Here is a 25,423-nt window from a genome sequence, read left to right as displayed (position 1 = left end):
TGTTTACCTGATTTTTTAGGGTCTTATCTATGCTGTCGTAAGATTTGTGGTAGAATACTTATTTTTGTTTTAGTTGCTAATAAGAAAATACATCATGTTTCAGAATAATAAAAACGCCCAGGCCAATCATAGAAGTTTTAGGTTTCTTTCGGGAAGAAAAATCGCTGGTACTGTGCTTGTAGCATCAATGATTCTTTTTGCTGCTTGTGGGTCTGATGATTCTGAGGCTCCGGTTTCTGTTGATGTAGATACAGATGGCGATGGAATTCTTGATTCGAAGGAAATTTTGGATGGTACAAGTAAAACCAATCCTTGCGATCCAAAACCCAATTCTGGTTATACAGGTTACGATGCGGATAATACCATTTGGCTAGGTGCCGATTGTGATATTGATGGTGTAACGAATGCGGAAGAACTTGCTAATGGTACAGATCCATATGTAGATGAAGCCAAAGATACGGATGGTGATGGTATTCCCGATTTTCAAGAAGATGCGGATGGAACTGATAAAGACAATCCTTGCGATCCTATTCAAGATGAAAATTATACAGGTTACAACGCGGAAAATAATGTTTGGAAAAATGCCGATTGTGATGCAGATGGTGTAAATAATAGTGATGAGGTAACAGGCGGTAGCAATCCGTATTTAGATGATACTGTTTATGCAGTTGCTGAGTTTCTTCCAAAATTATCCGATTTAAAAATATTTAGAGGAAACCCAAGCGATTTGGTTCCCAATACCACATCATATGAGTATAGTTTAAGCACGCCTTTGTATAGTGATTATGCCCAGAAATTTAGAACGATATCTCTTCCTGAAGGTGCTCAGATGACTTACAATGATCAGGGACTTTTGCAGTTTCCAGATAATACCATAATCAGTAAAACCTTCTTCTATTTTAATGATGAAAGAGATGAATCTCTTGGCAAAAAACTAATAGAAACCCGTGTGATGATTAAATCTAATGGTACATGGAGTATGGGCAATTATCTTTGGAACGAAAATCAGACAGAAGCTAGCTTTAGTAATGATGCACCCACTGTACAGGTAAGCTGGATAGATGGTTCGGGTAGTAATCAATCCGTTGGTTATAGAGTGCCGTTTACAATTAATTGTACTCAGTGTCATGATGTAAACAATACAACTATTCCAATTGGTCCTAAAGCACGAAACTTAAACTTTGTGTACAAGGGTAAAAATCAACTTCAAAATTTCATTGATAAAGGTTTGCTTTCCGGAGCACCTGCCACGGCAGAAATCGAAAGACTTCCTGATTGGTTAGATGATTCTTTTACGCTTGCGGAACGTGCCAAAGCTTATATGGATGTGAATTGTGCCCATTGTCACCAACCTGGTGGACTACATAATTCAAACGAAGGTATTCGTCCAGATTTTAGATACGAAACTTTGTATGCAGATAGCAATGTAGAAGAATTTAAAGCAGATATTAGAGCAAGAGTTGATACAGATCCTGCTTACGGGCCTTCTATGCCGCTCATAGGTATTACAGAATTACACACGGAAGGTGTAGACTTGATTCAAGCTTATATTGATTCTTTAAACTAACCTATTCAATAGTCCTTTATACCTTAAAAAGACTACCCTGCTGAGATAGGGTAAATCTGAGTATGTTTTTATTTGTCTATTTTAGAGCCGACTTAAACGCTCATGATGACCAAATTTCCACTCGGAAATATGATGTTTCTTTTATTCGGGATGTGCTTTTTGCAAACGCTGAATTCACAGAACTTAGTTGAAAACCCTAGTTTTGAAGCTTACGTAAATTGCCCTAAACGCTTGGGTAATTTTAGTACAGATGTTAAAGGTTGGTCAACTCCTACGGACGGTTCTACAGATTACTTTAATGGATGCAGTACGGAAATGGGTACGCCAAAGAATTTTAATGGATCGCAACCTGCAAATTTTGGTCAGGGTTACGCTGGGCTTTATCTTTTTGCACCAGATGATTACAGAGAATATTTTCAAACTAAATTACTAGAACCTTTAAAAGAAGGAGTAAAGTATAGGGTGTCTTTTTATGTGAGTTTAGCTGAACGTTCAGATTTCGCTATTAAAGAATTTGGAGTTCTATTTTCTAAGGATAAACTGCGTATTCCTATAAAAAAGGAACTGTCAAAAAAGCTCCTCTATCAGCAGAAAGAAAACGCTTATAATTATTTAGAAATAGGCTATTCCAATTTCTATTCGGATACCCAAGATTGGATATTGGTGCATACAGAATTCGTAGCTAAAGGCTCGGAAAAATATCTAATGATTGGTAACTTCAAAAGCAATGCCCGAACCCGGCTTTTTAAGACCAAGCGCAATGCCAAGCAAGGTGCGTACTATTATGTAGATATGGTTGAGGTATCGGAAGCCGAAACTAATATAACGAAACAAGAAGTTGTTCTTGCAAATGTGGGGACACGCACATTTGAACTAGATAAAATCCACGTCTTTAAAGACGTGCTTTTCGCTTTTGATGAAGCTACTTTGCTAGAAACTGCTAAGAAAGAGCTTGGTGGTATCTATTTCTATTTGTTAAAGAATAAGACATTACATATTTCAATAAACGGTTTTACGGATTCTATTGGGAGTAATAAGTATAATCGTTCTTTATCTAAGAAACGGGCAAAGGCTGTCGCCGAATACCTTGTGCATTTGGGTCTGAATAAAAATCGCGTAGTATGGCAAGGTCATGGAGGAGACAAGCCAATAGCTAATAATGCTACTTCTGAAGGTAGAAAGCAAAATAGAAGAGTAGAGTTTATTATCAGTAAACCAAAACCCTAAATTTTCATTTTTTTAGTAATCCGAATATTCAGTAGGGTAAAGCAATATTTTATCAGCCTTGCTTACATTGTTCTGATAATTTGGATTAGCCTTTAATTCAAGCCATTTTTCAGCAGTTCCAAAGGCTTTCCAATGCGCATCTCTTGATTCCATATTTTCAAAAGTGGTCATATACATTAGGTTGGGCATACGGTCACCGGATAATACTTCAGCATAAAAAACGGCATTAAAACCTAAGGAATCAAAGAGTGCTACTTCACCTCCTGCATTGAACATATCTACTTTGTTCTGGTAAATGGCTTCGGTGGCAGATTCATAACTACGAAGTTCGTACACACGTTCTTTTCTTGGCCCTTCTATTTTAGATGCTTCCATCATAGGCATTTCTGGAAAAGCTTTCATTAAAGTAGAATTGATACGCTCATAAGGGGCGTTATCATGTTTTGCATGGATATAGCTATCACCAGCGGAAATATAGCTTTTATCCTGAGCTAACATATTATCCAATGTCAAAAATTGGTCAAGAGAGCTAAAAGGTATCAGTACATAAATTTTGAGGTCGTTTATGTCTTCTGAAGGAATTAATTTAAAAACACCAACATTCTCTATTCCCGCTCTCTTTAAAGCTGGTAGATAGGCATCTTTTAAATAAGTATCTACAACCTTTTCTTGATTTCCATCCTTTAGTAAATAAGTTTTTAATTGATAAAACTGTTTGTCTAGATTTTGTGCGTTTGCAGAAAGGGTTACAGCAAAAATTAAAATGAAAGCTATAAAAGAACTTTGGATAGAATTTTTCATAAAAATATAGGGTTTGGAAACTCAAACTTAGTGAAGAACATTCTTAAAACCTAATAAAAAGCAGTGAGGCCAGAAATGGATGGATTGTCACGTTTTATGTAAAAATCGCTTCTTTTTTTTGGAAGAATCAACGTAACTTGCAGTAAAGAAAATATAATCATGATGGATTTAAATCTTGCGGTACTTATAGATGGTGACAACATTCCTTCGGCTTACGTAAAGGAAATGATGGAAGAAATTGCCAAATACGGTAATCCTACCATAAAACGTATTTATGGCGACTGGACCAATCCACGTCTTGGGAAATGGAAAAATGTTCTTTTAGAGAATGCTATAACCCCAATACAGCAATATGGTTATACCCAAGGTAAGAATGCAACGGATTCTGCTATGATCATAGACGCTATGGATGTTCTCTATGCAGGAAAGGTCAACGGATTTTGTATTGTGAGTAGTGATAGTGATTTTACCCGTTTGGCAACGCGTTTGCGTGAAGCCGGTATGCAGGTATTTGGGATTGGTGAAAAGAAAACGCCCAACCCTTTTATAGTGGCTTGCGATAAATTCATTTATATAGAAATTCTTAAGAAGGAAGACGAGGAAGAAGATAGTTCTGTTAGTACTAAGACGCCAAAGGCGGCCAAGAGTAATGTAGATAGAATTACAGCTAAAGATATTAGATTAATAGCCTCTACAATAGATGATGTGGCCGATGATGACGGATGGGCCTTTTTGGGTGATGTGGGAAGTCTTTTACAGAAAAAACAGCCCAATTTTGATTCTCGTAACTACGGTTTTCAAAAACTTACACCGCTCATCAGTTCCATTAAATCAATAGAAGTAGATCGTCGCGAAGATTCAAAAGGACGTAAAAAACTAGTTTACGTTAAAATGGCAGACAAGCCTAAATCGCGCTCAACAAAATAATAAGGGTCTTATGTTCGTTTTATATAGATGGTTTCGTTTTTAAATAAGAAATGTGCCTGAAATTAGTACGAATTAATTTGTTGAAGAAATGAGAACTTTTAAGAAAAATTCCCTCGCAGTATTGGCCGCTTTTTTAACTAGCATGACTTTTGGTAGCGCTCTGAGCGCAAATGTTTTGAATACTGGTGATAAGGAGTGTAAAGAAGTAAAGGCTAGAGAGAGTGAACTACTTGGAAGTTGGGAATATTCTGCAGAAAATGCACCCGAGCAATATAGGTTAGGGGCGCTTTCTATTTTTCATGAGAACGGAGAGAATAATGTATTTGTTCAGCTTGATGAAAAGGAGGTTTTTGGTAAAAAAGTTAATTTAGTAGGTAATACTATTAGTTTTGAAGTAAAGTTAGAAGGCACTGTTTTTAACGTAAAACTAACTGCAAAAGGAGAAGTCCTTTCTGGTACGTATACTTATGCCGAAGGTACTTTTGAAATAAAAGGAGCTAGAGTAAAAATCATGTAATTTAAATAATGTGGAAAAAGACTTTTTTTCACAATAGTAAGTAGTGAGAGAGTAGTACATTATTTATGTATTTTTGGTATCCTCCAAATTCTCTTACTATGAAAAAAATACTTCCTTTATTATTATTGTTCCTTACAGGTTGTGAATATCTGAAAGAAAATGTGGACTTGGTTATCGTGAATGCCAATGTATACACGGTTGATGAAGAGTTTTCTAAAGCAGAAGCTTTTGCTGTTCATGACGGAAAATTTATAGCCGTAGGTACTACCGAAGAAATTAGGGATAAATACACTTCAGACCAATTGGTAGATGCGGACGGTCGTACCATTACCCCAGGTCTTATAGATGCCCACTGTCACTTTTTTGGTTTAGGTCTTAAGCAGCAAGTGGTTGATCTTGTCGGAACCAAAAGTTTTGAAGAGGTTCTGGAGCGTGTTCAAGCTTTTCAAAATGAAAATCCCAAAGATTTTGTGCTAGGTGAAGGTTGGGATCAGAATGATTGGGAAGTTAAAGAATATCCAACCCGTAAAGAATTAGATAAAATTTTTCCTGATACTCCAGTGGCTTTAAGTCGCGTAGATGGCCATGCTTTGTTGGTAAATAAGGCTGCATTAGATTTGGCCGGTATTGATTGGCGAACCAAAGTAGAGGGAGGAGAAATTGTAAAAGGGGCAATGGGTATTACCGGGGTGCTGGTAGATAATCCAATGGATTTGGTGTATGCTAAAATTCCGATGCCAGACTTGGATGCTCAAGTGAAAGCATTAAAAGATGCTGAAAGGATTTGTTTGAATAACGGATTAACTACCGTTGATGACGCAGGATTAAATCGCGCTACTATTGAACTTATAGATAGTTTGCAACAAACAGGAGAGCTTTCGATTAAGGTGTATGCTATGGTTAGCAATATTCCAGAAGACGTAGACTATTTTATCTATAAAGGACCCATAAAAACAGATAGGCTAAATGTGCGTTCGATAAAAGTATACGGAGATGGGGCACTCGGTTCCCGTGGAGCAGCATTAAAAATACCATATGCCGATAAATGGGGTCATTATGGAGCCATGGTAACACCTGTAGATGAAATTGAAGATTTAGCACGCCGTTTAGCAGTTTCAGAATATCAGATGAATACTCACGCGATTGGTGATTCTGCCAATGCAGTGGTGCTTAGAACATATCAAGAAGTCTTGAAAGATAAACCCAATCGCCGTTGGAGAGTAGAGCATGCTCAGATTATTGACTCATTAGATTTTGACTATTTTGGTAATGGAGTAATACCTTCCGTACAGCCTACACATGCTACGAGTGATATGTATTGGGCAGAAGACCGTTTAGGTGAGGAACGAATGAAAGGAGCTTATGCCTATAAGAAACTTTTAGATAAAGCGGGAATACTTGCTTTAGGTACAGATTTTCCGGTAGAGCATGTGAGTCCGTTTCTAACTTTTTATGCAGCAATAACTAGAAAGGATGTGGAAGGTTATCCAGAAGGTGGGTTCCAAATGCAAGATGTGCTTACAAGGGAAGAAGCATTGCGTGGAATGACAATTTGGGCAGCCTATTCTAATTTTGAAGAAGAGGAGAAAGGAAGTATAGAGTCTGGAAAGTTTGCAGATTTTGTAATCTATGATAAAGATATGATGACTGTTCCTGTTGCTGAAATTCCTACGATTATGGCAGAGCAAACCTTTATAAATGGTAAAACAAGATAGTTGGCAGAAGTTAACGCATAAAAAAAACCGAAGCTCTTAAGGCTTCGGTTTTTCTAATTATAGATTTCAGGATACTTTACATTTTTGCAACAGTAATAGGAACTGCAACTCTTGTTTTGTCCCATCCCATTATCATTTTAAAACCAGCTCCGTCTTCTTTAAAAGCAATTGAAAATTCTTCTAAAGAGTTAGAGTCTTCTGAACTAGGTACGTTAACGCGAGCAACATCTGCACTTTCGTCATAAGAATATGCACCCCATTGGTTCAAGTTTTTGTTAAGAACAACTGTCCAATCGCCTTGTCCAGGAATAGTAAAGATAGAATAGGTTCCAGCTTTAATTTCTTTACCACCAAAATTTACATCAGCGTAAAAAGTTACCTCGGCAGCTTCATTAGCGCCGGTACGCCATACTTTTCCAGCAGGAGCAAGTTCTGATAGAGAACGACCTTTTAACTGTGGGCGACTATAAATTATACGAGCAGTTTTTGTAGATACTTTGTAATCTGTAGGGAAAGCCGCCATATCCATAGGGCTTTTATCTAGTCCACTAAATTTTTGAGCTAATGCATCAGTTGAAACGGTCATGGCAAATGCCATTAAAGCAATAAAAAGTACTTTTTTCATAATTGGATTTGTTTTGAGATAAAACTAGTTAGTATTCAATATAAATTCAACTAAAAAGTCGTTAAATTTTATACTACTTACAGAACGAATGATTTTTAATCTAAAAAATTGGATATAGTGACGTATTGATGTCGAATAACATTTTAAACTTACAATATGAAATCATTTATTGCATATATGTTTTATAATTGGAAGTTTAGTCGCATTTTTGACTTCAAATTAGAAATAAACAAATTGTTATGTGTGGAATTGTATGTGCATTTGATTTAAAAGAAAGTTCAGATGTTTTAAGACCCCAGTTATTGGAGATGTCTAAAAAAATACGTCACCGTGGTCCGGATTGGAGTGGTATCTATGCCAATGATAAAGCAATCTTAGCGCATGAGCGTTTGGCAATTGTTGATCCAGCTTCCGGTACACAGCCGTTGTTCAGTGAAGATAAAAAATTGGTTTTGGCCGCTAACGGCGAAATCTATAATCATAGAGAATTGCGTAAGCAGTTTGACGGAAAATATAATTTCCAAACAGAATCTGATTGTGAGGTTATCTTAGCTCTTTACCAAGAAAAAGGAGCTGATTTCTTAGATGAAATGAACGGTATTTTCGGTTTTGCAATATATGATGTAGAAAACGATTCTTATTTCGTTGCACGTGACCATATGGGTATTATTCCACTTTATATTGGTTGGGATCAAAACGGTACATTCTATGTAGCTTCAGAATTGAAAGCTTTAGAAGGGACATGTTCAAAAATTCAACTATTTCCTCCAGGACACTACATGAGTAGTGAAGATGGTGAATTCAAAAAATGGTATACAAGAGATTGGATGGAATATGATGCCGTTAAGGATAACGAAACGAGCATTAAAGAAATTAAAGAAGCTTTGGAAGCTGCCGTACACCGTCAGTTAATGTCAGATGTACCTTATGGCGTATTGCTTTCAGGAGGACTAGATTCTTCTGTTACATCGGCAATAGCTAAAAAATACGCACAAAAACGTGTGGAGTCTGGTGACACTACAGATGCTTGGTGGCCTCAGTTGCACTCTTTTTCAGTAGGTCTTGATGGTTCGCCAGATTTAGCGGCTGCGCAAGTAGTAGCTGACCATATTGGTACGGTACACCATGAAATTAAATTTACTATTCAGGAAGGTTTAGACGCAATCAAAGATGTTGTTTATAACTTGGAGACGTATGATATAACAACTATTAGAGCTTCAACGCCCATGTATCTTATGGCAAGGGTAATTAAGTCTATGGGTATTAAAATGGTTCTTTCGGGAGAAGGCGCAGATGAGCTTTTTGGAGGTTACCTTTATTTTCATAAGGCACCAAACGATAAAGAATTTCATGAAGAAACTGTTCGTAAACTGAGCAAGTTGCACATGTACGATTGTTTACGTGCCAACAAGTCTTTAGCCGCTTGGGGTATTGAAGGTCGTGTGCCGTTCTTGGATAAAGAATTTATGGACGTAGCTATGCGCATCAATCCAAAAGATAAGATGATCAATGGCGAGCGCATGGAGAAATGGGTTGTTAGAAAAGCTTTTGAAGAAATGTTGCCAGAAAGCGTAGCATGGAGACAAAAAGAACAATTCTCTGATGGAGTAGGATACAGCTGGATTGATACATTGAAGGTTGTTGTTAACGATGAAGTTTCAGATGAGCAATTGGCAAACGCCAAATTCCGTTTCCCTATTCAGACGCCGACTTCAAAAGAAGAATTCTATTACCGTTCTATTTTTGAATCTCATTTCCCGTCAGATGCAGCAGCACTATGTGTGCCTCAAGAAGCATCTGTAGCATGTAGCACGCAAATAGCGTTGGATTGGGATGAAGCGTTCAAGAACATGAACGATCCGTCCGGTAGAGCAGTGGCTAACGTACACGATGATGCATATTAGAACCATTTTTGAAGGTTATTTATATAATTAGCTAGGAATTGACCTGTTGCGTGATAAAAGCCAGCAGGTCTTTTCTTTTGTACCTGTGACTACCAATTGTAGTCTGGGTTATTGCAAGATTATTTGGAGATCAAAAGACTCAAAGATGAGTCTTAAGAGAATACTCGGTTTTTATAGGTTGATTTTAAGAAACTTAAGCTTTAAACCTAGGCTAATATAGATAGAATGCTATAATCGCATTTTTCCACAATTTTTGTTGATAACTTAGAGGTTATGACTCCTCTCAGAACCCCATATTTTATGGGGTTTTGCGTATATTTGTGAGATTGCCAAAAATTAAGTCTAAAACTAGTTAATTTTATGAGCGAAGAAGCTAATAAAGAAGAAAAAAAGAATCAATATTCCGCGGACAGTATTCAGGCCCTAGAGGGTATGGAACATGTACGTATGCGTCCATCCATGTATATTGGAGATGTGGGCGTTAGAGGTCTTCATCACTTGGTATACGAGGTGGTTGATAACTCCATAGATGAAGCTATGGGTGGTCATTGTGATACAATTAGTGTCGTAATAAACGAAGACAACTCCATTACTACTCGTGATAATGGTAGGGGTATTCCGGTAGATTTACATAAAAAAGAAGGTATATCCGCTTTAGAGGTGGTAATGACCAAAATTGGTGCCGGTGGTAAGTTTGATAAGGATTCCTATAAGGTTTCTGGTGGACTTCACGGTGTTGGTGTATCCGTTGTGAACGCACTTTCTGATAATCTAAAAGCAACCGTTTATAGAGATGGTAAAATTTGGGAGCAGGAATACGAGCGCGGTAAAGCAATGTACCCTGTAAAAAGTGTTGGTGAGACAGATGAGAGAGGTACAATGGTTACTTTTCATCCGGATGACCAAATTTTTCAGCAAACAATAGAGTATAGTTATGAAACTTTGTCGAACAGAATGCGTGAGCTTTCGTTCTTGAACAAAGGAGTTACTATTACCATTACGGATAAGAGACAAAAAGATGAAGAAGGAGAATTTCTTTCTGAGGTCTTTTACTCAGATGAAGGACTAAAAGAATTTGTTAAGTTCCTTGATAGTAACCGAGAGTCGTTGATTAAGAACGTAATCTCAATGGAGGGCGAGAAAAACGATATTCCAGTTGAGGTTGCTATGATTTATAATACGAGTTACACAGAAAATTTACACTCGTACGTAAATAACATTAATACACATGAAGGTGGTACACACCTTTCAGGGTTTAGAAGAGGTCTTACGACTACTTTAAAAAAGTACGCAGATGCTTCGGGAATGCTCGAGAAGTTGAAATTTGAGGTTCAAGGAGATGACTTTAGAGAAGGTCTTACTGCTATTGTTTCCGTTAAAGTTGCGGAACCTCAATTTGAAGGTCAAACAAAAACTAAGTTAGGTAACCGTGAAGTTTCATCTGCAGTTTCGCAGGCTGTTTCAGAAATGTTATCTAATTATTTAGAAGAGCATCCAGATGATGCTAAGATAATAGTACAAAAAGTAATACTTGCAGCTCAAGCACGTCACGCAGCTACTAAAGCTCGTGAAATGGTACAGCGTAAAACTGTAATGAGTATTGGTGGTTTACCTGGTAAACTTTCCGATTGTTCTGAGCAAGATCCTGCGCAATGTGAAGTGTTTCTTGTTGAGGGTGATTCTGCGGGTGGTACGGCCAAGATGGGTCGTGACCGTAAGTTTCAGGCAATTCTTCCTTTACGAGGTAAGATTCTGAACGTAGAAAAAGCCATGCAACATAAGGTTTTTGAAAACGAGGAAATTAAAAACATCTATACCGCACTAGGAGTAACTATTGGTACGGAAGAAGATAGTAAAGCATTGAACTTAGAAAAACTACGTTACCATAAAGTAGTGATTATGTGTGATGCCGATGTAGACGGTAGTCACATTGAAACACTAATTCTAACGTTCTTCTTTAGATATATGCGCGAGCTTATTGAGAGCGGGCACGTTTATATTGCTACACCACCTTTATATTTGGTAAAAAAAGGAGCCAAAAAACGTTATGCATGGTCTGATAAGGAACGTGATGAGATAGCAGACAGCTATAGTGGGGGTGTAAGTATCCAACGTTATAAAGGTCTTGGTGAGATGAATGCTAATCAGTTATGGGATACTACAATGAACCCAGAATTTAGAACACTACGTCTGATTCAGATAGATAATGCTACTGAAACTGATCGAGTATTCTCTATGTTAATGGGTGATGAAGTTCCTCCAAGAAGAGAATTTATAGAGAAAAATGCTGTGTATGCGAACATTGATGCATAACAATTAGTGTTTTCACAACAAATATTCGTCCGCCACTTGGCGGACGAACTATTTTAGGGGTAGTACAATAATCCTAAACCCCTATTATGAAATTACAATTAGTATCAATGGTATTATTTATGTCCGGCGTTGTTTGTTTTGGACAAGAGAGTTTAAAAGAGCGCGAACAACAAGCCGCGTTCGATCCAGCTTATTCTTCTTACTCTCGAAAAAAACCAGCTTATGTTACGCTTAAAGACGGCACCAAATTAGAAGCCGATATTAAAGATGTAGATCGTAAGAAAGGTCAGATTAACGAAATCAAATTTATTAAGCCAGATGGTGAAAAAGTTCGTGTTAAAGCGGAAGAAATTGTCGATTTGTATATGGCACCTTCTGGACTAGAGAAATTGAACAACCAAGGTAACTTCATGAATGACGCTACCAAATGGGGAAAAACCGATGCTTCTAAGTATATGAACAAAGGGTATACTATGTATACTAACCAAATGGTTTCTTTGAAAAACAAAAAGAAGGAAGAGGAATACTTGATGCAAGTTGTTAATCCAAAATACAGCCAGTTTATTGAAGTGTATTCTGATCCATGGGCTAAGCAGACTGCTAGTATCGGAATTGGAGGTATGAAATTAGCTGGTGGTATTGCTAAGTCATATTACATTAAAAAAGGTGATGAAAAAGTATTATGGTTAACTAAAAAAGACTTCGATGAACACTTTGAGTCTTTATTCATGGATAATGATAAATTCAAAGCTAAGTATGGTGGCGAAAAGTTTAAGTGGAGTTTGTTAGGTGTATATATTTTAGATTACACAGAGTTTCTTTTAGAAGATAGCCAATAGAATTCTTAGATAGCTAAATGCTATTATAGTATACCAGGCCGCAATCATTTATGATTGCGGCCTTTTTTGTTTTTAAGTTATCAATTATTTAAATATTTGATAATCTGTAATGAGCAATGTACTCCTTGTGAATGTTCTTTATTTACGGCAAAATATAAAACCAGAGCATATTGGACTTTTCAGTTATAGTTATGTATTTAGGCTTCACATTAGCTGCATACTCCGTTGTAGGAAATGATACTATACAAACCTTGGGTACATTTTTGAGTTCTAATGAAAGAAAGAAATGGTGGGTGTTATGGTTGTTTGCGGGTGGTATACTGGCTGTTACTCTTATCTATGGGTATATAACACATGGTGGCGATGTTTCTTATGGTAGATTGGCCAAATACCCTATGCCAGAACCATTTTCTTGGTATTATTTACTTCCGCCATTAATTCTAATGTTGTTAACCCGTACCGGTATTCCGGTAAGTACATCATTCCTAATTCTTACCTTCTTCAATGAAAAGAATCTAAGTAGTATGGTCGTGAAATCGCTCTCTGGGTACGGAGTGGCATTTGTTACAGCCATTTTGCTCTACTTGGCAATATCAAAATTGGTAGAGAAAAAATTTATAGAGAAATCTATTACAGCAAAGGAAGAACGGTTATGGACTGTGTTGCAATGGTGTTCTACAGGTTTTTTATGGTCGCAATGGCTTATTCAGGATTTCGCAAATATCTATGTTTATTTACCAAGAGAATTAGATATCTATACATTAATATTTTCATTGGTGATTATTATGGGCCTATTAGCTTATATAATAGCTTCAAAAGGTGGGGCTATTCAAAATATCATCAAGTCTAAAACCAATACGGTAGACATTCGATCTGCAACAATTATAGATTTTGTTTATGGTGTTGTTCTTTTTTATTTTAAGGAGATGAACAATGTGCCAATGAGTACAACTTGGGTGTTTATTGGTATACTGGCAGGTCGTGAAATAGCTTTAAACTATATGCTAAGAAAGAACGAGCCTAGAGCTAAGATGTTTAAATCATTAAGTATGGATTTGATTAAAGTGGTCATAGGTCTTGCGGTAAGTATTATTTTGGTCTTTGCTGTAAAATATCTGGCAACATCTTTTTAATTTTATATAGAAATGGAACTTGCATGGCACTTTATGATTACCTTTTTACTCAGTGAACTTAACCTAGGACTATTATTTTAAAACAATTACTATGGACTGCATACTTTTTCCTACAGATTTTTCGGAAGTTTCAATGAATGCCTTTTTATATGCAGTGGAATATGCAAAAAAGACCGAGAAGAAAATAATCGTTTTTCATGCCTATAACCTTGAAACGGAAACTACGGAGGTAGAGCAGAAATTATATGAAAAGGTAGATATACAAAGTTTTAGGAATAAAAAGGAAACCTTTCCGCCTTTTGAAAAAATACTCAAAGAAAATAAGGTTGATAGTTTAAAAGTGAAGTATGTAGTGCGTCAAGGAAATTTTATTGAAACTTTTACTCAGTATATTGTAAAAAGGGAGGATAAGATAGATGTGGTGGTTATGGGTACGCAAATTAGTAAAAGCGGACTATTTCAACTATTTACGGAAACCAGTACCTTAAAGATTTTAGACGAGATAAATAAGCCTGTTGTTGTGGTTCCTGGCCATGCCAAGTTTGACGGTGATTTAGATAATATTCTGTTTTTGGTGGATTATCAAGAAGATGAAAAAGAACCGCTGGAAGATTTAATCAATGAGTCTAAGAGTTTTAAAGCAAAGCTACACGTTGTGCATTTTGATTTAGCACATGGAGATTCTATTGTACCGATGATGGATCGTTTTAAAGATTCACTTAAAAATCATGACGTGAGCAATGTTACGTTCAAGACCATAGATTCTATAGATATAAAAAAGTCGTTATTGGACTATTGTATAGAAAATGAAATAGATATGGTTTGTCTGATCAATCACAAACGTAATTTCTATCAACGTTTATTTACTTATAGTCTTACTGAAGATTTAATACGAAACATTAATACGCCTGTTATGGCTATATATAGAGATTAGAAACAAGAAATTTAAGAGAAGTCTGTTGAGGACAATAAGTAGATAGAGATCTACTTTATTTAAAAACCCATATTCAGTTAAGAATATGGGTTTTAGCGTATTTGAAACCTAGTAATATTTTTATTCCATTAGGGCCATTGTGTGTCCTTCTGAATCTGCTAATGTATTTCCATCCTCGGAAGTCCTCATAGAGACAATTTTGCTCTCCATATCTGTTCCAGGGTATGATATTGTATAGGTGTCATTTTCATAACTCCATTTAAAGTCTGTTTTAAAAGTAATGCTGCCATTACTCTTGCGGTGGTAACGTCCTAAATAAGCATCATTAAATATCCACTCCTTACGAACGGTTTCTGACTTGCCGGTTAGGCTGGCAGGTGCTACTTCTACATCTGACCATATACCTATAACTGGATTATCATTTTCAGGTATCTGTGTGCAATTACTGACTAGTATGATGGATATTATTGCTAAAAATGAAAAGACTTTTTTCATTGTGGTAGGTTTTAATTATTTGGGGGTTTTGTTATATTAAGAACGCCCAATTGCAAGGTACTATTGCTACAATTCGATGTATGGCAACAAAACCCTTTTATCTTCGTTAAAGCGCATTCTTTTTTAACAGGAGTGCATTTGGTCGAGCATTTGGTCGATAATGTTTCTGCCATTTAACCCAGTATTCACTATATTTTTCCTTTAAGATTGTTTATTTTTGAGAACCTATTTCAAATATTGACACTATAGGTTACATGTGTCCCTTACTGAATGCTGTAGGAGAGGCAAGTCAATATTTGAAAAAGGATATTCAAAAAAAGTTTTAATAACAAATAAATTATAACAAATGAAAGTTACCGTAGTAGGGGCAGGAGCAGTAGGAGCAAGCTGTGCCGAGTATATTGCCATCAAGAATTTTGCGTCTGAGGTAGTCGTTTTAGATATCAAAGAAGGATATGCCGAAGGTAAAGCTATGGATTTGATGCAAACCGCATCTTTAAACGGTTTCGACACTAAGATAACAGGTGTAACTAACGATTACTCTAAAACTGCTAATAGTGATATTGCAGTAATTACCTCTGGTATTCCAAGAAAACCTGGTATGACTCGTGAAGAGTTAATAGGAATCAACGCAGGTATCGTAAAAACGGTATCAGCCAACTTGGTAAAGCATTCTCCTAATGTAATTCTAATAGTTGTTAGTAATCCAATGGATACTATGACTTATTTGGTACACAAAACAACAGGTCTTGCTAAGAACAAGATTATAGGTATGGGTGGAGCTTTAGATAGCGCACGTTTTAAGTACCGTTTGGCTGAAGCTCTTGAAGCTCCAATCTCTGATGTAGATGGTATGGTTATAGGTGGTCATAGTGATACCGGTATGGTGCCATTAACATCTCATGCTACAAGAAATAGTATACGTGTTTCAGAATTTTTGTCTGCAGACCGTTTAGAGCAAGTAGCTGCAGATACTAAAGTAGGTGGTGCTACATTAACTAAATTGTTAGGAACAAGTGCTTGGTACGCGCCAGGTGCAGCGGTTTCAGGTTTGGTTCAGGCAATTGCTTGTGACCAGAAAAAAATATTCCCATGTTCTACCTTATTAGAAGGAGAGTATGATCTTAACGATATCTGTATAGGTGTACCTGTAGTTTTAGGTAAAAACGGAATCGAAAAAATAGTAAATATTCCACTAAGCGATGCTGAAAAAGCAAAAATGCAAGAAAGTGCAGCTGGTGTAAAAAAGACCAACGGTCTACTAGAATTATAGTCGTTAAGACAATAATAAATTAGAACATCTGTCCTAGAAGTATTTCTGGGGCAGATGTTTCTGTTTACAATAACTCTAAATATATTGTCAATTCCTATGGGAAAATCATATATTTGCACGCTGTTATAAAAAGCACGCAATTAATTCACACAACCAATGCAGAATAAAGGACTTATTAAGCTTTTTGCCCTACTCTTCGGGCTAGTAAGTATCTACCAATTATCATACACTTTCATAGGTGGTAAGGTAGAGGACGAAGCAAAATCATATGCGGAAAGCCGTATTTCAGATGCTGAAGATAATTTTGTTTCTAAACGAGAAGATTTAGAAGCTAGTTATTTAGACTCGATTGGAGACAACTCCATTCTTGGTTTCACTAATTATAATGAAGCCAAAAAGAAAGAGCTAAACAAAGGTCTTGACCTTAAAGGTGGTATTAATGTAACTCTTCAGATTTCCGTAAAGGACATTCTAAAAGGTTTAGCTAATAATACTAAGAGCCCTATTTTCAACAAAGCTTTGGCAGATGCAGATGCAGCTTCCAAAGACAGCGATGATACCTACGTAGAGCTTTTCTTTAATGCTTTTGAAAAAATAAAGGGAGATACTAAATTAGCTTCTCCAGATATTTTCGCCAATAAAGGACTTAGTGGCGAGGTTAATTTTCAGATGTCAGATGATGAGGTTAAGCCTATTATCCGAAGAAAAATTGACGAATCTATAATTTCTGCTTTTGAAGTACTTCGTGAGCGTATTGATGGTTTTGGAGTAACACAGCCAAACATTCAGCGTGAAGGTAATTCAGGTCGTATATTGGTAGAATTGCCAGGTGCAAGAGATATTGCTCGTGCACAAGGGTTATTGTCAAGTACTGCACAGTTAGAGTTCTGGGAAACCTATGAGCCTAACAATCCAGAATTACAAGGTTTCTTCTTTCAGACCAACGAAAAATTAAAATCACTTATTGATGTAGCAGATGTTAAGGAACCAATAAAGAAGGAATCGGAATTAGATTCTCTTCTTTCTGATGTTTCTGCTGACTCATTGGATATTGCTGGACAGGTTAATCCATTGTTCGATAAGTTTCAATTAGGTGCACAAAGTTATGCTGTTGGTGTTGCCGCTATTCAAGATACTGCCGAAATTGGTGCGTACCTTAGAATGAAAGAAGTTAGAAGGTTGCTTCCTGCGAACTTACAGTTTGTAAAGTTCTTGTGGGAAAGACCATCTGAAGGTTCTGAAATAGCTGAGCTATACGCTTTAAAATCAAACAGAGATAACACACCAAGAATTAGTGGTGATGTTGTTAGTGATGCACGTGATGAGTTTGTAAACGGTAAACCAGCCGTTACTATGAGCATGAACACAAAAGGTGCTAAAGAATGGGAAAAACTAACTGGTGATGCATATACTAATAGGACTGGTATTGCTATTGTATTAGATAATAAGGTATATACTGCTCCTGGCGTTTCATCAGGACCTATTTCTGGAGGTCGTTCAGAGATTACAGGTACATTTACAGTAAACGAAACAAAAGATATCTCCAACGTATTACGTGCTGGTAAGTTACCGGCATCTGCGGAAATTATTCAATCAGAGGTTGTAGGGCCATCTTTAGGTCAAGAAGCTATTGATAGTGGTTTTACATCATTTATGATTGCAATGGCAATTGTATTGGTATGGATGATCTTCTATTATGGTAAAGCAGGTGGTTTTGCAGATATCGCTTTATTATTGAACATTCTATTGATATTTGGGGTTCTTACCAGCTTAAGTGCTGTATTGACCTTACCGGGTATTGCGGGTATTGTTCTTACCATTGGTATGTCGGTAGATGCTAACGTACTTATTTTTGAACGTATAAAAGAAGAATTAGCGAAAGGAAAAGGAAAATCATTAGCTGTTGCAGATGGTTTCAGCAATGCACTTTCATCTATTCTTGATGCGAACATAACAACAGGTCTTACCGCAATTATCTTATTTATATTTGGGTCGGGTCCTATTAAAGGTTTCGCAACCACTTTACTTATAGGTATTTTAACTTCTTTGTTTACTGCAATTTTCATCACTCGTCTATTAGTAGATTGGTATGTTGAAGGTCAAGGTCGTTCGTTGGATTTTTCAACAGGACTTACAAAGAACTTGTTCAAGAATATCAATATCGATTTTCTTTCAAAAAGAAAGATTGCATATGTATTCTCCGCTATTTTGGTTGGGGTAAGTGTTTTCTCTTTAGCAACGAATGGGTTGCAACAAGGTGTTGATTTTATTGGAGGACGTTCGTATCAAGTGCGTTTTGAACAGTCTGTTAATCCATCCGAAATTAGTTCTGAATTGAATGATGTATTCGGTAGTGGTACTCAAGTTAAAACGTTTGGAGAATCTAATCAGATAAAAATTACTACGGCTTACAAAGTAGATGTAGAAGGTATTGAAGTAGATAATGAGATTCAGGATAAACTATATGTTGCCTTACAGAAATATCTTCCGGATGGTATCAGCGAGCAGAACTTTAAAGTAGGTTCAGGTGATAAGTCAATTGGTATTTTGCAATCTGTAAAAGTAGGTCCTACAATTGCAGATGATATTAAGAACAATGCATTCTTAGCCATTTTAGGTTCGCTTGCAGTAGTGTTCTTATATATTTTGTTCCGTTTCCGTAAGTGGCAATTCTCTTTAGGAGCGGTAGCAGCAGTTTTTCACGATGTTATGATTGTGTTAGGTATATTCTCTTTGTTTGGTACGATTATGCCTTTTAACATGGAGATTGATCAAGCGTTTATTGCGGCTATATTAACCGTAATTGGATATTCGCTGAATGATACCGTTGTTGTTTTTGACCGTATTCGTGAGATTATTGGTGAGAGAGGATGGCGCGGAGGCGACAACATTAACTTAGCACTTAATAGTACGTTAGGCCGTACTTTAAATACGTCTTTGACTACTTTAGTAGTATTATTGGCTATATTTATTTTTGGTGGAGAATCATTAAGAGGATTCATGTTCGCCATGCTAATTGGTGTTATTGTAGGTACGTACTCTTCATTGTTCATTGCAACTCCTGTAATGTTCGATACGTTGAGTAAGTCATCGCAAGCAGCAGGGCTAGAAAATAGTTCAGTTGAACAAGAAACTGAGGAAGTAAAATAAATTTCTCTATATTTGAGGAGTTAAGAACTAACTAACTCAATTAATTACAAAAGCCGTTTGCATATGCAAACGGCTTTTTTGTTTAATGATTTTTTTGGATTTTTATAAAATATAGGAAGGAGCTATGAAGTCAATACTTCTCCTGTAGAACCGGTTTCTGATTTTTCTAGTTGATAGATGAGTTCTGCTTCAAGACCTGGTTCTTTTCTATGTGATACAAAAATGACCGTAGTATTACTTTGTGTTGCAAACTTGTTGACTAACCCCACGAATAGTGCCGCGCTGTCATCATCCAATCCCGCTGTTGGTTCATCAAGGATAAGTAGCGGTGGATGTTTGATCATGGCTCTTGCGCACATGATCAATCTTTTTTGCCCCATAGATAGGTCATGAAAGAGAGCATCTTTCATACCCCATAGCCCAATTAGGGTTAACCACTCTTTAGCTAGTCTTAGTTGAGCTTCGGTAGGGTTTATGTAAAGGCCAACTGAGTCATAGAAACCTGAAATAATCATGTGGCTTACAGAATGATAACCAGTAAATTTATCAGTCATAGAAGGCGTGAAATAACCTATTCTCTTTTTTATCTCCCAAACACTTTCTCCTGTACCTTTCTTACGTCCAAAAATATAGAGTTCTTGACCATAACCTTTGGGGTTTTCTCCCGTTATCATGGATAGGATGGTTGTTTTTCCACTACCGTTCCTTCCTCTTAATTCCCAGAATTCACCTTTCTTAATATGCCAATTAATATCTTTTAAAATAGGCTTTTCGCTATAGGTAACTCCAACGCCTTTTAACTCAATTAGAGTGTTGCCCTCAATTTCATAGGCACTAATGGGTTTTGGAACATCATTTTTAAAGAGTTCTTTTTCCTGTTGATTTGAAAGTGCATCCGCAGAATCTGCAAAAACTATATCGTTGCCTTCTAATTTGGCAAATGTATTGGCGAAAGGCAGTAAATCTGTTCTACGGCTTAATAACTGCACCATTGGAGTACGTGCTGAAACTTCTTCTAAAGTTAATTTCAAGTCTTCCTGAGCAGTGGTGTCAAGGTTATCGAACGGGTTGTCCAGAACAATAAAATCCGGCTGAGAGCTGAGTATATGTTTTAGTAAGGCTTTTTTTTGCTCGCCACTAGACATTGATTTTAAACTTTGTGCTGTCCCTGAAGTAATTACTTTACTGCCATGACGGTCCTCTATATCAATAAAGCGCGCAACTGCCAATTTAGATAAAAGAGCGCCTTGTAAATTTTTTAGTTCGTCAAAGCCTTTAGGAAGAGGGCCTTCAAAGAAAGCGTCTATTAATTCTTCTTTATGGGAAGTGTTTGCTGTAAAAATGGCCCAATGTTTTTGTTTCATAGTAGGACTCTAAAAATGTGTACGGGATTGTTGTAATATGTTGTTGTCTTGTCTAGATACATACCATTTTTAAGGGCTACCTTTTGAGATGGTAGATTGTCAATATGAATAATAGAAATTAACGATTTGGCAAGGCTCTGTTCTTTTGCACAGTTCTTACATTTAATGGCAGCTTCACTTGCGTAACCTTGTTTCCAATAATTAGGTAGAATGGAGTAGCCTATTTCTAGCTCCTCTATTTGATCTACGGTCTGTTTAAGAAGTCCACATAACCCAATGAATTCTCCAGTAGATTTTGAAATAAGGGCGTTCATACCCCCTAGGTTATTTTCGTAGCGTTCAAATATCCGGTCAAACTGTTCTTGGCAAGCAATTTTAGGGTCTGTTGGCAGTCCTTCCCAGAATTCAGAAGACCGCTTGTCTTCATGAAAAGATAACCAAGCTTCAAAATCGGAAGGGCGTACTTTTCGGAATAGCAATCGTTCGGTTTGTTCTCCTTCCAAAAGCAAATTCATCTGAAATCATAATTTTTTAAACGCAATACTATCTCCAGACTGTATTCCTAATTTTTGAACAAGGCCTGCATTTAACTCAAGAACATACTGTACTGCACCTTGGGAAGGTAGACTGGATTCGTCCATGGGTTGTGCGTTCTCGTGATAATTAGAGATGGTCATGTCCTCCTTTATAAATATCAAATCCAAAGGAAACTCGGTATTTTTCATATAAAATGAATGTCCTGCTACTTCAGGAAAAACGAATAACATACCGCGATTTGCCTTCATGCTCTTTCGGTACATTAAACCAGTTTGTGTCTCGTATTCGCTATCGGCAATTTCAATATCAAAAGAAGCGATTAAACTGTCCGTTTCTTTTTTGAAAATAGAAAGTTCACCTTCTTTTTTAAAAACTACCGGCTCTGCTTTTACAACTTTTTTAGTCTCTTCTTTGCAAGAGTGAAACGCAAAAGCCATAAGGACTAAATACAGACTAATTTTAATATGTTTCATTTCAGTATCGCTTAAGTTTTAAAGTCGATGATAAATGAAGCGATTCGCTTTTTAGCAAAGCGCTGATTAAATTTTTTCAGGAATCTCTATTATATTAAGATTTGCCAGTTTTTGGTCGGAACATAAAGTAAAAACCAATAAGGATGAATGGAATACTCAACCATTGCCCAGTTGATAGTAACCCAAGGCTCTCTTCAAAACCACCTTGACTTTTCTTTACAAACTCTACAAAGAAACGAATGGTCCAAAGCAATACTAAGAACAGACCAAAAAGATAACCTGTGCTGTTTTTTTTGTTAGTATGCCAGTAGAGGTAATAAAGAAGGATAAAAACAAAAATATAAGCAACCCCTTCATACAATTGTGCTGGATGACGGAAAGGAATCTGTGCCAGTTGATCGGCAAATTGTGGGTTGTTTTCTATAGCATCATAAGCGGCATTTACGGTTTTTTCTTGTGTAATGGCCAATGCCTTTGATGGATGCATATCATCTGAATCACGAATAAATTTCGTAGCGAATATGAAAGATTCGTCGGTTGTTTTTCCGTTGATTTCTGAATTGAAAAAGTTACCCAATCGAACACAAAACGCACCAATAGCAGCTGGAATAACCATACGGTCCAATAGCCAAAGGGTTTTCATGTCTGAGTGCTTTCTTTGATATAAATAAGTTCCAATAAGAATCCCTATAATTGCGCCATGACTTGCAAGGCCCGTAAAACCGGTAAATTCATAACCTTTAATGAACCCGAAAAGCACACCTGAGGCGCTCTCACGAATAGGTAGCAATATTTCGGCTAAATGATTTTGATAATAAGGCCAATCGTAAAAAAATACGTGACCTAGTCGCGCTCCTAACATAGTGGATAAAACCGTGTATATGAAGAGCGAATCTAACTGCTCTACAGTCTTATTTTCATTAGTGAAAATACGCTTCATGATATACCAGCCAAGAGCAAAAGTGGTAATCCAAAGTAGATTATAATATTTAATCTGTAACGGACCGAGTGTGAAAAGTGTTTCGTTCGGATTCCAGATAATACCTAAAAAGTACATGTAAAGGAGTTTTAAGGGCACTAAGATAATAAAATAGATAACCGTTAAGCTTTACTACATCTTAAATCGACGTTATAAATTTGAAGGATTGGTAAGAATTGGCACAGTCAACACTAATAAAATGAATTAAGGTACTGGGTCATAACCTTTTCCTCCCCAGGGGTTACAACTGAAAATCCGTTTAATAGCCAACCAGCCACCTTTAAAAAGTCCGTGTTTTTTTAGGGCTTCTAAAGTGTATTGAGAGCAAGTGGGTGAATAACGGCAGGTTGCAGGTGTGTAGGGCGAGATGGCAAGCTGATAAAACCTGACTAAAAATACGAAAGGGGCTATCATTATTTTTTTGAAAGTTAATGCCAAAATGAGGTGTTTTAGAAGTGTAAAAGTACGGTTTTTTGATTAAAACATGTAAAGGGAAGGTTGGTGGTATAATATGAAAAATCCGCATTCTTCAATGCGGATTTTTGTTTGTTAATGCAAACTTTATCAAGTTTTAAGCGTAATGTATAGGCTCTAAATCAAGTGCTTCTTCTTCGGAAAACAACCTTGATCTAACAATAAACCGAATTCCCAATGGTATTTCTAGAGAGAAGCTTGCTCCTCTTCCTTTGGTAATGTCAATGGTCAATTGCGTGTGTTTCCAATACTCAAACTGGTCTTTAGCCATGTGAAAATCACAGTCGGCTATATTTCCAAGCCAAACATCGGTTTCGTTCAACATAAGTTCACCTTTACTAAAACACATGGGAGCAGAGCCATCGCAGCATCCGCCGCTTTGGTGAAACATAAGTTCACCATGTGTTTCTCTTAGCTGTTCAATGATTTTCTTGGCTTCATCCGTAACTAAAACTCTTTTTGTCTTCATATTAAAAGAAGCCCATTGCTTTTTTGTCGTATGAAATCAGCATGTTTTTAGTTTGTCTGTAGTGAGCTAACATCATTTTATGGTTTTCTCTACCAATACCTGATTTTTTATAGCCTCCAAAAGGTGCATGAGCAGGATATAAGTGATAGCAATTTACCCAAACTCTACCGGCTTGTACCGCTCTGGATATTTGGTAAGCTTGATGTGTATCTCTAGTCCAAACCCCAGCCCCTAGTCCATAAGGGGTGTCATTTGCAATTTCTATAGCTTCAGCTTCATCTTTAAAGGTAGTTACACAAAGCACAGGTCCAAAAATTTCTTCTTGGAACACTCTCATTTTATTGTTTCCTTTTAGGATGGTAGGCTGAATGTAGAAACCACCTTCTAGACCTTCAACATAGGCAACATCTCCACCTGTCAATAACTCACATCCTTCTTCTTTACCTATATTTATATAGCTCATAACCTTTTCAAATTGATCGTTAGAGGCTTGTGCACCCATCATAGTAGTTGGGTCTAACGGATGTCCTAATTTAATAGCTTTAGTGCGCTCAATGACTCTTTCAATAAAGCGGTCATAAATACTTTCTTGTACTAATAATCTAGAAGGACAGGTACAGATTTCACCTTGGTTCAATGCAAACATAACTGCACCTTCCAAACATTTGTCAAAAAAGTCATCATCTGCATCAATAATACTTTCAAAGAAAATATTTGGTGATTTTCCGCCTAACTCTAAGGTTACTGGAGTGATATTTTTAGAAGCATATTGCATGATTAACTGCCCTGTTGTGGTTTCACCGGTAAATGCCACTTTATCTATTCTTGGACTTGATGCCAATGGTTTACCTGCTTCAGCTCCAAAACCGTTGACGACGTTCAATACGCCTGCAGGTAGAATGCCTTCAATAAGTTCCATAAGAATCATGATGCCCGCAGGAGTCTGTTCTGCTGGTTTTATTACAACACAATTACCTGCTGCTAATGCCGGTGCTAATTTCCACGTAGCCATTAATAGTGGGAAGTTCCATGGAATAATTTGAGCTACCACACCTAGAGGTTCAGTAACGTTCAAAGCTACCGTGTTAGAATCTAACTCACTTACAGAGCCTTCTTCTGCTCTGATAACACCTGCAAAATATCTGAAATGGTCTATAGCCAAAGGAATATCTGCTGCAGTGGTTTCGCGAATGGCTTTCCCGTTGTCCCAAGTTTCAGCTCGTGCCAAAGTTTCAAGATTACGTTCCATAACATCGGCAATCTTCAATAGCATATTACTTCTTGTAGTAGCAGATGAAGTATTCCATTCCGGAGCAGCTTCCCAAGCCGCATCAATAGCTAATTCAATATCTGCAGCTGTAGACCGTGCTATTTTTGTATATACCTTACCATCAACAGGCGAGAGGTTGTCAAAATATTCCCCTTTTACGGGTGCAACCCATTTTCCACCAATATAATTTTCATATTGATCTTTAAACTTAGGCTTTTGTAGAAGATTGTGTTCAACTGTCTGTGTGCTCATAGTTAAGTGTATTTAATTAATAGTATGTTCATTATTATATACCTGTTTATCAGACGTATATAAATGGTTTTCTAAATGTAGTAGAGTTGAACCTAAAATGTCTGACCAATTCTACTATTAGCATGAACAATTCTATCATTCTTTAAGAAATTAGTATTTTAATAACAGTTGTTTTGTATATTTCT

Annotated in this window: 22 protein-coding genes; 12 read left to right on the top strand and 10 right to left on the bottom strand. The window is 36.8% G+C overall.

The genetic code is table 11. From position 1 onward, the window contains the following. Window positions 1-94 precede the first annotated feature (94 nt). Complete coding sequence (locus tag HW347_RS13230) at window positions 95-1,567, top strand: hypothetical protein (RefSeq protein ID WP_214612296.1); 1,473 nt, start codon at window positions 95-97, stop codon at window positions 1,565-1,567. A gap of 129 nt (window positions 1,568-1,696) precedes the next feature. Next, window positions 1,697-2,794 (top strand): OmpA family protein, encoded by a 1,098-nt coding sequence (locus HW347_RS13225; protein ID WP_225901929.1) that lies wholly within the window; start codon window positions 1,697-1,699, stop codon window positions 2,792-2,794. A gap of 12 nt (window positions 2,795-2,806) precedes the next feature. Here HW347_RS13225 and HW347_RS13220 read toward each other — a convergent pair whose 3' ends face one another. Continuing rightward, a complete protein-coding gene (locus tag HW347_RS13220; RefSeq protein ID WP_214612295.1) occupies window positions 2,807-3,595 on the bottom strand; it encodes an NIPSNAP family protein in 789 nt (262 codons plus the stop codon). A gap of 162 nt (window positions 3,596-3,757) precedes the next feature. Here HW347_RS13220 and HW347_RS13215 point away from each other — a divergent pair, with 162 nt between their 5' ends. The 3 genes from HW347_RS13215 (at window position 3,758) to HW347_RS13205 (ending at window position 6,754) form a co-directional block, all read left to right on the top strand. Next, window positions 3,758-4,522, top strand: a complete 765-nt coding sequence (locus tag HW347_RS13215) for an NYN domain-containing protein (RefSeq protein WP_214612767.1) — start codon at window positions 3,758-3,760, stop codon at window positions 4,520-4,522. Window positions 4,523-4,610: 88 nt separating this feature from the next. Then, a complete protein-coding gene (locus HW347_RS13210) occupies window positions 4,611-5,039 on the top strand; it encodes a hypothetical protein (RefSeq protein ID WP_214612294.1) in 429 nt (142 codons plus the stop codon). Between the two features lie 98 nt (window positions 5,040-5,137). Beyond that, window positions 5,138-6,754, top strand: coding sequence for an amidohydrolase (locus HW347_RS13205; protein WP_214612293.1), 1,617 nt, complete (start codon window positions 5,138-5,140; stop codon window positions 6,752-6,754). A gap of 76 nt (window positions 6,755-6,830) precedes the next feature. On the opposite strand, the gene HW347_RS13200 is transcribed toward HW347_RS13205, so the two are convergent. Next, window positions 6,831-7,379, bottom strand: coding sequence for a DUF2911 domain-containing protein (locus tag HW347_RS13200; protein WP_214612292.1), 549 nt, complete (start codon window positions 7,377-7,379; stop codon window positions 6,831-6,833). 239 nt (window positions 7,380-7,618) lie between these two features. Here HW347_RS13200 and asnB point away from each other — a divergent pair, with 239 nt between their 5' ends. From asnB to HW347_RS13175, 5 genes are all read left to right on the top strand, one after another. Then, entirely contained in the window at window positions 7,619-9,283 is a 1,665-nt protein-coding gene (asnB, locus tag HW347_RS13195; RefSeq protein WP_214612291.1) for an asparagine synthase B, read from the top strand. Between the two features lie 360 nt (window positions 9,284-9,643). Beyond that, window positions 9,644-11,596 carry a DNA topoisomerase (ATP-hydrolyzing) subunit B gene (gyrB, locus tag HW347_RS13190; RefSeq protein ID WP_214612290.1) on the top strand — a complete coding sequence of 651 codons (1,953 nt, stop codon included), beginning with the start codon at window positions 9,644-9,646 and terminating at the stop codon, window positions 11,594-11,596. A gap of 86 nt (window positions 11,597-11,682) precedes the next feature. Further along, the gene (locus tag HW347_RS13185) at window positions 11,683-12,435 is read left to right on the top strand and encodes a hypothetical protein (RefSeq protein ID WP_214612289.1); all 753 of its coding nucleotides are present in this window, start codon (window positions 11,683-11,685) and stop codon (window positions 12,433-12,435) included. A gap of 170 nt (window positions 12,436-12,605) precedes the next feature. Continuing rightward, the gene (locus HW347_RS13180) at window positions 12,606-13,568 is read left to right on the top strand and encodes a hypothetical protein (protein ID WP_225901928.1); all 963 of its coding nucleotides are present in this window, start codon (window positions 12,606-12,608) and stop codon (window positions 13,566-13,568) included. Window positions 13,569-13,659: 91 nt separating this feature from the next. Further along, window positions 13,660-14,502, top strand: a complete 843-nt coding sequence (locus HW347_RS13175) for a universal stress protein (protein ID WP_214612288.1) — start codon at window positions 13,660-13,662, stop codon at window positions 14,500-14,502. Window positions 14,503-14,622: 120 nt separating this feature from the next. Here HW347_RS13175 and HW347_RS13170 read toward each other — a convergent pair whose 3' ends face one another. Beyond that, window positions 14,623-14,997, bottom strand: a complete 375-nt coding sequence (locus tag HW347_RS13170; protein WP_214612287.1) for a hypothetical protein — start codon at window positions 14,995-14,997, stop codon at window positions 14,623-14,625. Between the two features lie 346 nt (window positions 14,998-15,343). On the opposite strand from HW347_RS13170, the gene HW347_RS13165 reads away from it, so the two are divergent. Then, window positions 15,344-16,270 (top strand): malate dehydrogenase, encoded by a 927-nt coding sequence (locus tag HW347_RS13165; RefSeq protein ID WP_194532332.1) that lies wholly within the window; start codon window positions 15,344-15,346, stop codon window positions 16,268-16,270. A gap of 156 nt (window positions 16,271-16,426) precedes the next feature. Then, window positions 16,427-19,420, top strand: a complete 2,994-nt coding sequence (gene secDF / locus HW347_RS13160) for a protein translocase subunit SecDF (protein ID WP_214612286.1) — start codon at window positions 16,427-16,429, stop codon at window positions 19,418-19,420. Window positions 19,421-19,542: 122 nt separating this feature from the next. Here secDF and HW347_RS13155 read toward each other — a convergent pair whose 3' ends face one another. The 7 genes from HW347_RS13155 to HW347_RS13125 all read right to left on the bottom strand — a co-directional run bounded on the left by HW347_RS13155 (window position 19,543) and on the right by HW347_RS13125 (window position 25,238). After that, window positions 19,543-20,784 (bottom strand): ATP-binding cassette domain-containing protein, encoded by a 1,242-nt coding sequence (locus HW347_RS13155; protein WP_214612285.1) that lies wholly within the window; start codon window positions 20,782-20,784, stop codon window positions 19,543-19,545. Continuing rightward, window positions 20,781-21,299, bottom strand: coding sequence for a GNAT family N-acetyltransferase (locus HW347_RS13150; RefSeq protein WP_214612284.1), 519 nt, complete (start codon window positions 21,297-21,299; stop codon window positions 20,781-20,783). The genes HW347_RS13155 and HW347_RS13150 overlap by 4 nt, the downstream gene beginning before the upstream one ends. Before the next feature lie 6 nt (window positions 21,300-21,305). Continuing rightward, complete coding sequence (locus HW347_RS13145; RefSeq protein ID WP_214612283.1) at window positions 21,306-21,794, bottom strand: DUF192 domain-containing protein; 489 nt, start codon at window positions 21,792-21,794, stop codon at window positions 21,306-21,308. A gap of 94 nt (window positions 21,795-21,888) precedes the next feature. Beyond that, window positions 21,889-22,851: a prolipoprotein diacylglyceryl transferase gene (gene lgt / locus HW347_RS13140; protein WP_214612282.1), complete on the bottom strand. Its 963-nt coding sequence runs from the start codon at window positions 22,849-22,851 to the stop codon at window positions 21,889-21,891. 126 nt (window positions 22,852-22,977) lie between these two features. Continuing rightward, a complete protein-coding gene (gene yidD, locus HW347_RS13135) occupies window positions 22,978-23,187 on the bottom strand; it encodes a membrane protein insertion efficiency factor YidD (protein WP_155595520.1) in 210 nt (69 codons plus the stop codon). 157 nt (window positions 23,188-23,344) lie between these two features. After that, window positions 23,345-23,716 (bottom strand): DUF779 domain-containing protein, encoded by a 372-nt coding sequence (locus HW347_RS13130; RefSeq protein WP_214612281.1) that lies wholly within the window; start codon window positions 23,714-23,716, stop codon window positions 23,345-23,347. 1 nt (window position 23,717) lies between these two features. Further along, window positions 23,718-25,238 carry an aldehyde dehydrogenase family protein gene (locus tag HW347_RS13125; protein WP_155594500.1) on the bottom strand — a complete coding sequence of 507 codons (1,521 nt, stop codon included), beginning with the start codon at window positions 25,236-25,238 and terminating at the stop codon, window positions 23,718-23,720. Window positions 25,239-25,423 lie beyond the last annotated feature (185 nt).

This window comes from Zobellia barbeyronii (genome assembly GCF_018603515.1).
Taxonomy (GTDB): domain Bacteria; phylum Bacteroidota; class Bacteroidia; order Flavobacteriales; family Flavobacteriaceae; genus Zobellia; species Zobellia barbeyronii.
This window is presented reverse-complemented; position numbering and strand designations above follow the sequence as displayed.

Coding starts and splice junctions, on each gene's coding strand:
- HW347_RS13155 (WP_214612285.1), bottom strand. CDS start 20,784: ATGAAACAAAAACATTGGGCCATTTTTACAGCAAACACTTCCCATAAA.
- HW347_RS13130 (WP_214612281.1), bottom strand. CDS start 23,716: ATGAAGACAAAAAGAGTTTTAGTTACGGATGAAGCCAAGAAAATCATT.
- secDF (WP_214612286.1), top strand. CDS start 16,427: ATGCAGAATAAAGGACTTATTAAGCTTTTTGCCCTACTCTTCGGGCTA.
- HW347_RS13175 (WP_214612288.1), top strand. CDS start 13,660: ATGGACTGCATACTTTTTCCTACAGATTTTTCGGAAGTTTCAATGAAT.
- lgt (WP_214612282.1), bottom strand. CDS start 22,851: ATGTACTTTTTAGGTATTATCTGGAATCCGAACGAAACACTTTTCACA.
- HW347_RS13150 (WP_214612284.1), bottom strand. CDS start 21,299: ATGAATTTGCTTTTGGAAGGAGAACAAACCGAACGATTGCTATTCCGA.
- HW347_RS13225 (WP_225901929.1), top strand. CDS start 1,697: ATGATGTTTCTTTTATTCGGGATGTGCTTTTTGCAAACGCTGAATTCA.
- asnB (WP_214612291.1), top strand. CDS start 7,619: ATGTGTGGAATTGTATGTGCATTTGATTTAAAAGAAAGTTCAGATGTT.
- HW347_RS13230 (WP_214612296.1), top strand. CDS start 95: ATGTTTCAGAATAATAAAAACGCCCAGGCCAATCATAGAAGTTTTAGG.
- HW347_RS13200 (WP_214612292.1), bottom strand. CDS start 7,379: ATGAAAAAAGTACTTTTTATTGCTTTAATGGCATTTGCCATGACCGTT.
- yidD (WP_155595520.1), bottom strand. CDS start 23,187: ATGATAGCCCCTTTCGTATTTTTAGTCAGGTTTTATCAGCTTGCCATC.
- HW347_RS13185 (WP_214612289.1), top strand. CDS start 11,683: ATGAAATTACAATTAGTATCAATGGTATTATTTATGTCCGGCGTTGTT.
- HW347_RS13165 (WP_194532332.1), top strand. CDS start 15,344: ATGAAAGTTACCGTAGTAGGGGCAGGAGCAGTAGGAGCAAGCTGTGCC.
- HW347_RS13145 (WP_214612283.1), bottom strand. CDS start 21,794: ATGAAACATATTAAAATTAGTCTGTATTTAGTCCTTATGGCTTTTGCG.
- HW347_RS13210 (WP_214612294.1), top strand. CDS start 4,611: ATGAGAACTTTTAAGAAAAATTCCCTCGCAGTATTGGCCGCTTTTTTA.
- HW347_RS13125 (WP_155594500.1), bottom strand. CDS start 25,238: ATGAGCACACAGACAGTTGAACACAATCTTCTACAAAAGCCTAAGTTT.
- HW347_RS13205 (WP_214612293.1), top strand. CDS start 5,138: ATGAAAAAAATACTTCCTTTATTATTATTGTTCCTTACAGGTTGTGAA.
- HW347_RS13220 (WP_214612295.1), bottom strand. CDS start 3,595: ATGAAAAATTCTATCCAAAGTTCTTTTATAGCTTTCATTTTAATTTTT.
- HW347_RS13215 (WP_214612767.1), top strand. CDS start 3,758: ATGGATTTAAATCTTGCGGTACTTATAGATGGTGACAACATTCCTTCG.
- HW347_RS13170 (WP_214612287.1), bottom strand. CDS start 14,997: ATGAAAAAAGTCTTTTCATTTTTAGCAATAATATCCATCATACTAGTC.
- gyrB (WP_214612290.1), top strand. CDS start 9,644: ATGAGCGAAGAAGCTAATAAAGAAGAAAAAAAGAATCAATATTCCGCG.